The organism is Mycobacterium sp., from assembly GCF_019243155.1.
Classification (GTDB): domain Bacteria; phylum Actinomycetota; class Actinomycetes; order Mycobacteriales; family Mycobacteriaceae; genus Mycobacterium.
The window spans coordinates 1-11,974 of the sequence record NZ_JAFAUS010000004.1 but is presented as its reverse complement, the minus strand read 5'-3'; the positions used below and the strand labels follow the sequence as shown (position 1 = coordinate 11,974).

Below are 11,974 nucleotides of genomic sequence, written 5' to 3'. Positions count from 1 at the left end.
ACGGAATCGCCAGGCAAGCGAACCAAGTGAAGGCGGGGCGGCGCCAAGTCCTAGCAGAGAGCGGCTGTACAGAAACTTCCGCCGGCAACCAGGGCGATGACGAGGGCGGCCGTGGTCTGACCCATCGAAGCCATCACAATGACGCCGGCGACCGCGCAGATAAAGATCGCCACAACGAACAAGGCCATTAGCACTCGGTGTGGATGGATCGCGTCGCGAGGACGCGCTGCAACGACGACGGGCTTGTTCGAACGGTTCACGCCGGCCATAAAGCTCCTCAATGTTGTGACCTCTGCAACACATTATGTCCAAATGTGCCGTGCATCACAATGCAGGCGGTTACCGAAGAACGACGTCGGCTTTCGGGCCCCGATTGCCGGGAAACAGCGCGGCTGGGGTGTTCGCCGACTCGTCGGACAACGGTTGCCGGAATCTCGCAACGTCGTCAACTTTGCTTCGCCTACTCGCGTAAGGAATCGGATTTCGGGCCGACCTTGCGCAACGGTCCTGGGCGTCCGAGGCGCTGGATCGGCCTGAGAACCTGCCGGATTACCCAGATTCCATTCCCTCTACGACGGCGGCGGTCCGCATCGCGCCACCTTGCAACGGTTTCGACTAGAAGAGGTAACGGTTAGCGCACGACCGACCCGACACGTCGTGCGGCACCACGGTTTTCCGCGCCCTTTGTTCGAGGATGCGGGGCATGACGCATTCGCGGGAGCACGGCGTTGGCGCGTGAGATCTCGCGCCAGACGTTTCTGCGGGGCGCCGCGGGAGCGTTAGCCGCTGGCGCCGTTTTCGGGCCGGGCCGTGTCGGTTCGGGCCGGGCGACCGCGGCTCCGACAGCCACCGGCTGGGACGGCCTTTCGACCGCCCTCGGCGGCAAGGTATTACTGCCGGACAGTTCCCAATTCGGCGGCGCCAAGCAGGTTTTCAACACCAACTACAACGGCTTCACCCCCGCGGCGATCGTCACGCCGACATCGCCGGCGGACGTGCAGAAAGCTATGGCCTTCGCCGCGGCCCACAACCTCAAGGTCGCTCCGCGCAGTGGGGGGCACTCCTACATCGGAGCGTCGACGGCGAACGGAACCATGGTGCTCGATCTGCGCCAGCTGCCCGGGGACGCCAACTACGACGCCTCCAGCGGGCAGATCACGGTGACGCCGGCGACGAGCCTGTACACGATGCACCGGACGCTGGCCGCGGCCGGCAGGGGAGTCCCGACCGGTACCTGTCCGTCGGTCGGCGCCGCGGGGCACGCGCTCGGTGGCGGGATGGGCGCCCAGTCCCGGCATGCCGGCCTGCTCTGTGATCAGTTGACGTCGGCGTCGGTGGTGCTGCCCAGCGGCCAGGCGGTCACGGCGTCGAACGCCAGCAACCCCGATCTTTTCTGGGCGCTGCGCGGTGGCGGCGGCGGCAATTTCGGCGTGACAACTTCCTTGACTTTCGCGACCTTCCCCACTCGCGACGTCGACGCGGTGAACCTCAACTACCCGCCGCAGTCGTTCGCCCAGGTGCTCGTCGGTTGGCAGAACTGGTTGCGCACCGCCGACCGAAGCAGCTGGGCACTGGCGGACGCCACCGTCGACCCGATGGGAACGCACTGCCGCATCCTTGCGACCTGCCCCGCCGGGTCGGGAGGCAGCGTCGCGAACGCGATCGCGGCTGCCGTGGGAATGCAACCGAGCGGGGTCGAGAACCACACGTTCAATTACATGGATCTGGTGAATTATCTCGCCGTCGGGAACCTCAACCCGCAGCCGCTCGGATACGTCGGTGGATCCGATGTCTTCACCACCGTCAACGCGGGCGTCGCCCAAGGGATCGCCGCGGCGGTCAACGCCTTCCCCCGCGGCGCCGGCCGCATGTTGGCGATCATGCACGCGATGGACGGCGCGCTCGCCACCGTGGCGCCGAATGCCACTGCCTTTCCATGGCGCCGGCAATCGGCGTTGGTGCAGTGGTACGTCGAAACCAACGACCCCGCGGCCGCGACCAACTGGCTCAACTCCGCACACCAAGCGGTGCAACAGTATTCGGTCGGCGGTTACGTGAACTACATCGAGGCCAATCAACCGGCTTCGCGGTACTTCGGACCGAACCTGTCGCGGCTCAGCGCGGTGCGGCAAAAGTATGACCCCGGCCGAATCATGTTCTCCGGGCTGAACTACTGATCACGTATGCTTGGCCCTCGGGCCGAAAATCAGACGTGACGTCAGGTGCATCATGACCGCGTTCAGCAACCCGGTCGACGGGTTCCGATTGGCCTTCGATCGCTTCGGGTCACCCGAGAGGCCATCGATCGTGCTGCTGCACGGGTGGCCGGGCGACCGTTGGGACCATCGCGCGGTCGTCGCCCGGCTTACCGACGTCGGCGACATCGTGGTGCCCGACCTGCGTGGTTTCGGGGAGTCGGACAAGCACCTCGGCGACCCCAACAAGTGTTATAGCGCGCAAGCCCAAGCTCGGAGTGTGGTCGGACTCCTCGACCAGCTGGGCCTCGACCGGGTTGTCCTCGGTGGCTACGACATCGGTAGCCGTATCGCGCAAACCCTGGCGCGCATGCACCCCCAGCGGATCTCCGCCATGGTCCTGTCGCCACCGCTTCCCGGTATCGGCGACCGCATTCTCGAGCCGGAGGCGCAGAAACAGTTCTGGTACCAGACATTTCACCAACTGACGCTCGCCGACGACCTGATCGATGGCAATCCGGGAGCCGTACGCGCTTACTTGCGCCACTTTTGGAATCACTGGTCCGGTCCGCAGTTCACCATTGCCGACGACGATCTCGACCGGCTCGCCGAAGGCTACGAATCGCCAGGATCGTTTACCGCATCGATCGGGTGGTACCGGGCCGGCGCGGGATCGGTCGCTCTTTCGTTGAGCGAACGCGTTCCCGACCCGACGCAGCGCATCGGCATTCCCACCCAGGTGCTCTGGCCCGACCGCGATCCGGTGTTTCCGCGGCGGTGGGCCGATCGGCTGGACAGCTTTTTCTCGGACATCACGGTGCACTCCTGCCAAAACGCCGGTCACCTCACGCCCGTCGAGTGCGCGTCGGAATTCGCCGACCTCGTTCGCGGCTGCCTCTGATACGTCGCCAGCACTTGAACCACATACATACTGTGTGTATCTTCATACATACCGTATGTATGTAACTGAAGCTGAGGGGTCGTCAAATGAGTGCCGCGCTCGAAGCCATCGCGAAAGACCGCACGACCGTGTTGGAGCTCTGTTCGCAACTGCCCGATTCGATGTGGGCAAAAGAAAGCGGGTGCCGGGGCTGGTCGGTGCAGGATCTGCTGTCGCACATGGCATGCAGTTTCTGGTTGGCCGTCGACGCGTCGAAGCTGCCGGACCCCGGTGGGTTGCCCGCCGAACGCGCGGCGGACGTCTATGTCGAGTCACGTCGCTCGATGACCCCGAAAGAGGTTGTGGCCGACTATGAATCGGTCAGCTCGAAAGGATTGGAATTGCTCGCCGCGGTCGAGGGGCAAGACGTCGAGATACCGCTGGGCGACGTCGGCACGTATCACGCTTCGGTCGTACCAGCGGCGTTCGCCTTCGAGGAGTTCATCCACCTGCGGTACGACCTGTTCGGTCCGGATGGACCGGTGCCGGGGGAGCCGCCGCCTTGCGACGAACAGCAACTCGCACCCACGCTCGACTGGATCGAGGCGGCGTTGCCGCAGCAGAATGCGCAGTTGCTCAACGGGTTAGGCGCGAGCGCCGAGATATCTCTGAACGGATTGTGCGCCCGGACCCTGCGCGCGGGAGACGCCGACGTGGCCGCCCGCATCACCTCCGATTCCCAGGCCTTCGTGCGATGGGTCACCCAACGCGGCACCTGGGAAGCTTTGGGCGTTCAGGCCAAAGGCGACGCGGCGGTGCTGGACACGATCCGCCAGTTGCGGGTGTTCTGACCGACGGCCCGCGGGCCTTCATACGGTATGTATGAGAGTGCATATCGATGAAAGGCACGGTTTGATGGCTCAGGATGGTCGGCGTACCCAGGCCGAACGCGCAGCCGACACCCGCGACGCCTTGATCACCGCGGCGCGTCCTTTGTTCGCGTCGCAGGGATTCGCCGAGGTGGCCCTGGAAACGATCGTGCGCGACGCCGGGGTGACTCGCGGCGCCCTGTACCACCATTTCGCCGACAAGACCGAATTATTCGCGGCGGTGTTCGAACAAGTGGAGGGCGAGATGGCCGCGCGGATGGGGGAAGCCGTCGCGGCGGCGGGGCAATCCGATCCGGTCGAGATCATGCGGCTGTGCGCGGGGCTGTGGCTGGATGCCTGCTCCGAGCCCGAGGTTCAGCGCATCGTCTTGCTGGAAGCGCTGGCGGTGCTGGGATGGGAACGCTGGAGCGACATCGGACACCGCTACAACATCGGGTTCGTCACGGGGCTGCTCACCGACGCCGTCGAGTCCGGGAGTATCCCGCGCCAGCCGGTCGAGGCGACGGCGCTGACGATCATGGGGGCACTTCGTGAGGCGACGCTCTACATCGCCCGCGCGGAAAATCAACAGCAAGCCCGCGCGGACGCCGGAGCGGTGATGGACAGGCTGCTCGAGGCGTTGCGCGCCACGTGACGGCCAAACCGATTGCGACGCCTAGGCTTCGGTGGTGAACTGCCTGACGATCGCCCTCTTGTCGACCTTGCCGATCGGCGTGGTGGGCAGTGTCGGCATGGCGACAAGGACGTCGGGGCGGGCGTGCGAGGCCACGCCACGCTCGTCGAGGTAGGCGTTCAATTCCGAGAGCGTCACCTTACGTCCCGTGAAAACGACTGCCGCGCAGATCTTTTCACCAAGATACGGGTCGGGCAGTGGCACGGCCGCAGCCGAGTAGATCGCCGGGTGCCGTAGCACCTGCTCTTCCAGGTCGGCAGCGGAAATGGTTTCACCGCCCCGGCAGATGACGTCCTTGACCCGACCGGTGACCACCAGATAGCCGTCGTGCGTGCGCCGGATCAGGTCACCGCTGCGGAAGAAGCCGTGCGGATCGAAGCTACGTGCGTTGTCGCGCTCGGCGCGGTAATAGCCGTTGAGCGTGTACGGCCCGCGGACGAGCAGTTCGCCCTCTTCGCCCGGTGCCACCGGATCACCGGCGCCGTCGACGATGCGCAGTTCGTCGTCCGCGCACAGCGGCCGCCCCTGGGTGTGATCGACGACTTCCGGCGGATCGTCGAGCCGGGTGTAGTTCAGCAGTCCCTCCGCCATCCCGAACACCTGCTGCACGCCCGGAGCCAGCGCGGCGCGTACTGCGCGAGCGTCGTCGGGCTCCAGTCGAGCCCCACCGACTTGCAAGAGCCGCAGAGACTTTGGCGTCAGCGGCTCCCAGTCGCAGGCTTGAGCCCAAAGTTTGGCCAGGGCCGGCACCAAGGCGGTCACCGTCACGCCGTGCTCGGCGATGGCGGCGAAAGCCGCCTCCGGGCTGGGATCGGTGCCGAACACGGTGGTGGCGCCCACCGTCATCACGCCGAGCAGACCCGGGCAGGCCAGCGGGAAATTGTGGCCGGCCGACAGGACCACGAGATAGACGTCGTCGGACGTGAGTCGGCACAACTCGGCGCTGGCGGTCGCGTTGAACACATAGTCGTTGTGGGTGCGGGGAATCAATTTGGGTGTGCCGGTGGTGCCGCCCGAAACCAGCAGCAGCGCAGGCGATTCCGGATCGACGTGTGTCTCGGGCAGGTCGGCGGGCGCGTGCTCGAGCAGTTGCGCCCACGAGGTGAACGGCCCCGGGTTGCCGTCGACGATCACATGCTCGAGCGCCGGATGGCCTTCGGCAAGAGCACGAGCCATCGCAGGGTAGTCGAATCCTGCTGCCGCATCGGGGATCAGCAGTCCGGTCGCCTCGCTGACCGCCGCGAAGTGACCCAGTTCCGCGGCGCGGTGACCGGGTAGACACATCACGGGAATCGCCCCCGCCCGCAGCAGCCCGAACAGCGCCACCGCGAACTGGCAACTGTTCGGCAGTTGCAGCAGCACCCGGTCGCCGGGTGCCACACCCACAGCGAGTAGTCCGGCGGCGGCGCGGTCAGCCTTTTCATCCAGGTCCGAATAACTGAAGCGGGCGCCCCCCTTGGCGTCGAGCACGGCAATTCTGTCGGGCCAACGCCGCGCCGCGTCGGTCAGGATCGATTCAACGGTCCGTCCCGTCCAGTAACCGGCAGCCCGGTACGCAGCAGCCCGATCTTCGGGGAATGGCACGAACCCGTCGAGGACTCCGGCTGGCGGCTGCGTTGTGTTCGGGCTCATCGGCTTCCTCGGGCGGGGGGTTAGTAGCGGGGACGCAGGGAGTAAGGATAGGGTAACCAAAAAATTAGGGCAGCCTGTGCTAATTCAGGGAGGGTCTGTGGTGCACGCCTCGGCACGCTCGGAGCACATCCGGGCGGAGGTAGCCGACCTGCTTGGGGTCGGTGTCGATGCCGTTCACCCCGGGAGCAACCTCATCGGCCAGGGCCTGGACTCCATCCGCATGATGACCCTGGCCGGTCGCTGGCGCCGCCAAGGCATTGCCGTCGATTTCGCCGTGCTGGCGGCAACGCCGACGATCGACGCGTGGACCGAGCTGGTCACCGCCGGCGCGCCAGCGGACGACGGGCAAGCCGCGCCGGCTCAGTCCTGCTTGGGCGCCGGATCGTCTAGGGAGGATGACCCGTTTGCGCTAGCCCCCATGCAACACGCGATGTGGGTCGGTCGCCACGACGATCAGCAGTTCGGCGGGGTGTCGGGGCACCTCTACGTCGAGTTCGACGGCGGTTCGGTCGACCCGCGGCGACTGTGCGCGGCGGCCACCGCGCTGGCACGTCGCCACCCGATGCTGCGGGTGCGATTCCTGCCCGACGGCACCCAGTGCATCGCGCCGATCGAAGAGAGCCGTGACTTTCCGGTCACCGTCGAGGACCTGCGCGACCTGGGCGAGGCCGCGGTCGATCAGCGGCTCGCGGTCATCCGCGACGCCAAATCACACCAGCAGCTCGACGGCGCCGTGTTCGAGCTCGCGCTGACACTGCTGCCCCGCCAGCGCGCCCGCCTGCACGTCGATCTGGACATGCAGGCCGCCGACGCGATGAGCTACCGCACCCTGATGTCCGACCTGGCGGCCCTGTATCTGGGTCGCGACCTGCCCGAACTGGGCTACACCTATCGGCAATACCGCCAGGCCATCGAGGCGGATGACGCGCGGCCGCAGCCGACGCGCGACGCCGACCGCCAGTGGTGGGCGCAGCGCATCCCCGAGATGCCCGATCCGCCCGCGTTGCCGTCGGTCGCGGGCCTACGTTCCAACCGGAGCACCCGGCGCTGGCACTGGCTGGACCCGGCGACCCGCGACGCGCTGTTCGCCCGCGCCCAGACCCGCGGGGTCACCCCGGCGATGACGCTGGCGGCGGCCTTCTCGAATGTCTTGGCGCGGTGGTCGACGTCGTCGCGCTTCCTGCTGAACGTCCCGCTGTTCGGACGCCAAGCCTTGCACCCCGACGTCGAGAAGTTGGTCGGCGACTTCACGTCCTCACTGTTACTCGACGTCGACCTCGTCGGTGCGGACACCGCGGCCACGCGGACACAGGTCGTGCAGGACGCGATGCGCACAGCCGCCGCCCATTCCGCCTATCCCGGGTTATCGGTGCTTCGCGACCTGAGCCGCCATCGCGGCGCCCAGGTGCTGGCACCCGTGGTGTTCACCAGCGCGCTCGGCCTCGGCGAACTGTTCGGTCCCGAGGTCACCGATCAATTCGGCACGCCCGAATGGATCATCTCGCAGGGACCCCAAGTGCTGCTCGACGCGCAGGTCACCGAATTCGACGGCGGTGTGCTGGTGAACTGGGATGTGCGCGACGGCGTCTTCGCCCCGGGTGTCATCGACGCGATGTTCGGCTACCACATCGAAGAACTGCTGCGCCTGGCCTCGACGGACGACGCCTGGGACGCGCCCGGCCCGCCGGCGCTGCCGGCCGCGCAGCGCGCGGTGCGCGACGCGGTCAACGGTCGCGCCGCCGACCGCAGCGGCGAGGCATTGCACGACGGCTTCTTTCGGCAAGCCGAGCGGCGGCCCGACGCGCCGGCGGTATTCGCGAGCTCCGGTGACCTCAGCTACGCGCAGCTGCGCAACCAGGCCATGGCGGTGGCCGCGGCGTTGGGTGCGGCCGGCGTCGGCACCGGCGACACGGTCGCCGTGGTGGGCCCGAAAACCGCGGAGCAGGTGCCGGCGTTGTTGGGCATCCTGGCCGTCGGGGGCGCGTACCTGCCGATCGGTGTCGACCAGCCGCGAGACCGCGCCGAGCGCATTCTCGAGACCGGCGGGGTGCGCGTGGCCCTGGTCTGCGGGGGGCAGCGGTTGTCACTGCCGGTACCCGAGGTGACAATCGCCGAGCTGTTGCGTGACGCTCCTGCCGACGTCGACTTCGCCTCCGCGAGAATCGATCCCGCCGAGCTCGCCTACGTCCTGTTCACGTCGGGATCCACGGGCGAGCCCAAAGGCGTTGAGGTCACCCACGACGCCGCGATGAACACAGTGGAATTCATCGGACGTCACTTCGAGATCGGCGCCGCCGACCGATGCCTCGCGTTGTCGACCCTGGAAGGCGACATCTCCGTGATGGACGTCTTCGTCACCCTGCGCACGGGCGGGGCGATCGTGGTGGTCGACGAGGCACAGCGTCGCGATCCAGATGCTTGGGCCCGGCTGATCGACGCCCACCAAGTCACCGTGCTGCACTTCATGCCGGGCTGGCTGGAGATGCTGATCGAGGTCGGCGCCGGACGACTGTCGTCGGTGCGAGTGGTGCCCACCGGCGGTGACTGGGTGCGGCCCGAGGTGGCGCGCCGGTTGCGCGCCGAGGCGCCCAATCTGCGGTTCGCAGGACTGGGGGGTGCGACCGAAACCCCGGTTCACAACACGATTTTCGAGGTGCTTGATCCGGGTGCGCTGCCGGCGGACTGGACCGCCCTGCCGTACGGGGTTCCGCTTCCCAACAACGCCTGCCGCGTCGTCGACGACGCGGGCGACGACTGCCCGGACTGGGTTGCCGGCGAGCTGTGGGTGTCCGGCCGCGGTGTCGCGCGGGGCTACCGCGGACGGCCCGCGCTCACTTCGGAACGCTTTGTCTCCCATGACGACCGACGGTGGTACCGCACCGGCGATCTGGCCAGGTACTGGCCGGACGGCACCCTGGAATTCGTCGGCCGTGCCGATCACCGGATCAAGGTCAGCGGCTATCGCGTCGAACTCGGCGAGGTTGAGAGCGCCATGCGGCGAGTGCCAGGGGTGCGCGTGGCGGTTGCGGCACTAATACCCGGCTCCGACGTACTCGCCGGGCAGGTGTCTTTGGATGACGCCACGCTGACGGTTCAGCAAATCCGCGGGACCCTCGCCGAATTGCTTCCCGCGCATATGATTCCGCGGCATCTGTCGGTGGTTGACAGCATCCCGTTCACCGACGCAGGCAAGATTGACCGCCGCGCCGTCGCGAGTCAATTGGCCGGCGTGGTCGCCGGCTCCGATACGGCTCCCGGTTACCGAGCCCCGTCGACGCCGCTGGAGTCCGCCCTGTGCGTCATCGTCGCGGAGCTGCTCGATCAGGATCGCGTCGGTGTCGATGATGACTTCTTCGCGCTTGGCGGCGATTCGGTGTTGGCAACCCAGGCGGTGGCAAGAATTCGGTCCTGGCTGGATGCTTCCGACGTCATGGTCGCCGACATCTTCGCCAACCGAACCGTATCAGCGCTCGCCGGGTTGCTCAGTGCTGCCGAGCGCGAGCCCGGGCGGCTCGATCAGGTGGCCGAGTTGTATCTGGAGGTAATCGGCATGGACGCTGAATCGGTGCTGGCGGCCTCTCGGCAATCCGCTGAATCGTGACCGGGCCAATGAATCTGATCAGTATGCCTGCTACGTTCCCGTCCTGGATCAAGCTGACGCCCGGGCGTGGCGACCGACCGGCGGCGGGCGCCACGGTGGTATTTCCGCACGCCGGCGCGGCCGCGGCGAGCTACCGGGTGCTAGCGGCCGCCCTGGCCGGCGGCGGGGACACCTACATCGTGCAGTACCCGCAGCGGGCCGACCGGCTCACCCATCCCGCCCACGAGACCGTGCACGACCTGGCTCTCGGACTCTTCGGAGCGGCACCGTGGCAGAGCGTCGGACCGCTGCGGCTGTTCGGGCACAGCATGGGCGCCGTCGTCGCCTTCGAATTCGCCCGGATCGTCGAAGAGCGCGGCGCCGCCGTGCAGAAGCTGTGGGTATCGTCAGGCCCACCGCCTTGCATGGTCGCCGACATGCCCGAGCTGCCGACCAGTGACGACGGGCTGCTCGCGGACATCGCCGATCTGGGTGGCACCGACCCCGAACTGCTTGCGGACGAAGAGTTTTCCGAATTGCTGACCGCCGCGGTCCGCGCGGACTATGAGGCATTCAACCGGTACGACCCGAGTCCCGACGTCCGCATCGGCGCGGATATCCATGTGCTCGGCGGACGCGATGATCATCGAATCGACAGCGACATGCTCAGGTTGTGGGAGAAGCACACCAACGGGTCCTTCGAGATGTCGATGTACGACGGCGGTCACTTCTACGTCTATGACCACCTCGACGCCGTCGCCGCGCAGGTGAATGCGCAGTGACGCCGATGTCTGACAACGAGTTCGACCTCGACCCGGTGGTGATCGTCGGCATGGGCGTCGAGGCGCCGGGCGGCATCGAAACCGCCGACGGCTACTGGGACCTGCTGGCTCACGGTCGTGAGGCGCTGGGACCCTTTCCCACCGATCGTGGTTGGCGGGTCAGGGATCTGCTTGCGGGCTCGCGTCGCAGCGGGTTCAAAGAGATTCACGATCGCGGCGGATTCCTTAGCGGCGCAACAACATTCGATCCAGAATTCTTCGGCATATCGCCCCGCGAGGCGGTCGTGATGGACCCCCAGCAGCGGGTGTCGCTTCGGGTCGCCTGGCGCGCCCTGGAGAACAGCGGCATCAACCCCGACGACCTCGCGGGTCACGACGTGGGTTGTTTCGTCGGCGCGTCCGCCACCGGCTACGGCCCCGAGATGGCCAATTTCTCCGAGCACAGTGGGCATCTCCTCGCGGGAACCGCGCTGAGCGTCATCTCCGGCCGCATCGCGTACACCCTGGGGTTGACCGGTCCGGCCGTGACACTGGATTCGTCGTGCGCGTCCGCGCTGGTGGCCTTTCACGTCGCCGTGCGCTCGCTGCAGAACGATGACTGCGACCTGGCGCTGGCCGGCGGGGTCAACGTGCTGGGCTCGCCCGGGTTCTTCGTCGAGTTCTCCAAGCAACACGCCCTTTCCGATGACGGTCACTGCCGCCCCTACAGCGCGCAGGCCAGCGGAACGGTGTGGGCCGAGGGTGCGGCAATGTTTGTGCTGCAACGGAAATCGGCCGCGCTTCGAGCCGGCCGCCCGGTCGTGGCCGAGGTACGGGCCACCGCCATGAACCAGGACGGACGCAGCGCCGGTCTGAGCGCCCCCAGCGGCGACGCCCAGGTCCGGCTGTTCCAGCGGGCCATCACCCAGGCGGGAGTCAAGCCCGGCGAGGTGGGCATGATCGAGGGGCACGGCACCGGGACGCGGCTCGGCGACCGCACCGAATTGCATTCGCTGGCACAGACTTACGGCGACACTGAACCAGGCGCCGGAGCGCTGCTGGGTTCGGTGAAATCCAACGTCGGCCATTCGCTGGCGGCCGCCGGTGCGCTGGGGCTGGCCAAAGTTCTGGTCTCCGCCGAACACGGCGCCGTACCGCCCTCCCTGCACGCCGCCGATGCCAGCCCCGAAATCGAGTGGGAAAGGCAGGGTTTGCGGCTCGCGCAGACGCTGACCCCGTGGCCGGCCGTCGACGGCCAGCGCATAGCCGCCGCTTCGGCATTCGGGATCGCCGGCACCAACGCGCACCTGATCGTCTCCGTTCCCGAGGTCGCATGATGCTCACTTATCCGTTGCCGGACGGG

General features: G+C 67.1%; 9 protein-coding genes. 8 read left to right on the top strand and 1 reads right to left on the bottom strand.

Annotation, left to right across the window (positions count from 1 at the left end):
• The 5 genes from JOZ00_RS00355 to JOZ00_RS00335 form a co-directional block, all read left to right on the top strand.
• Window positions 1-191 (top strand): hypothetical protein (locus tag JOZ00_RS00355; RefSeq protein ID WP_293338309.1); only part of this gene is annotated, 191 nt, incomplete at its 5' end.
• Window positions 192-728: 537 nt separating this feature from the next.
• Complete coding sequence (locus tag JOZ00_RS00350; RefSeq protein WP_293338307.1) at window positions 729-2,177, top strand: FAD-binding oxidoreductase; 1,449 nt, start codon at window positions 729-731, stop codon at window positions 2,175-2,177.
• Between the two features lie 52 nt (window positions 2,178-2,229).
• On the top strand, window positions 2,230-3,096 hold the full coding sequence (locus JOZ00_RS00345; RefSeq protein WP_293338305.1) for an alpha/beta hydrolase: 867 nt from the start codon (window positions 2,230-2,232) through the stop codon (window positions 3,094-3,096).
• An 86-nt stretch (window positions 3,097-3,182) separates the two neighbouring features.
• Complete coding sequence (locus tag JOZ00_RS00340) at window positions 3,183-3,926, top strand: maleylpyruvate isomerase family mycothiol-dependent enzyme (RefSeq protein WP_293338303.1); 744 nt, start codon at window positions 3,183-3,185, stop codon at window positions 3,924-3,926.
• Between the two features lie 64 nt (window positions 3,927-3,990).
• Window positions 3,991-4,599, top strand: a complete 609-nt coding sequence (locus tag JOZ00_RS00335) for a TetR/AcrR family transcriptional regulator (RefSeq protein WP_293338301.1) — start codon at window positions 3,991-3,993, stop codon at window positions 4,597-4,599.
• A gap of 21 nt (window positions 4,600-4,620) precedes the next feature.
• Here the strand turns inward: JOZ00_RS00335 and JOZ00_RS00330 are convergent, their stop codons facing one another.
• A complete protein-coding gene (locus tag JOZ00_RS00330; RefSeq protein ID WP_293338299.1) occupies window positions 4,621-6,270 on the bottom strand; it encodes an AMP-binding protein in 1,650 nt (549 codons plus the stop codon).
• A 97-nt stretch (window positions 6,271-6,367) separates the two neighbouring features.
• Here JOZ00_RS00330 and JOZ00_RS00325 point away from each other — a divergent pair, with 97 nt between their 5' ends.
• From JOZ00_RS00325 to JOZ00_RS00315, 3 genes are read left to right on the top strand one after another with little or no spacing between them, the layout of a single operon-like run.
• Window positions 6,368-9,871 (top strand): amino acid adenylation domain-containing protein, encoded by a 3,504-nt coding sequence (locus tag JOZ00_RS00325; RefSeq protein ID WP_293338297.1) that lies wholly within the window; start codon window positions 6,368-6,370, stop codon window positions 9,869-9,871.
• Between the two features lie 23 nt (window positions 9,872-9,894).
• Entirely contained in the window at window positions 9,895-10,632 is a 738-nt protein-coding gene (locus JOZ00_RS00320) for an alpha/beta fold hydrolase (protein WP_293338295.1), read from the top strand.
• Window positions 10,629-11,948, top strand: coding sequence for a polyketide synthase (locus JOZ00_RS00315; protein ID WP_293338293.1), 1,320 nt, complete (start codon window positions 10,629-10,631; stop codon window positions 11,946-11,948). Before JOZ00_RS00320 ends, JOZ00_RS00315 begins: the two co-directional genes overlap by 4 nt.
• The last annotated feature ends 26 nt before the right edge of the window (window positions 11,949-11,974 follow it).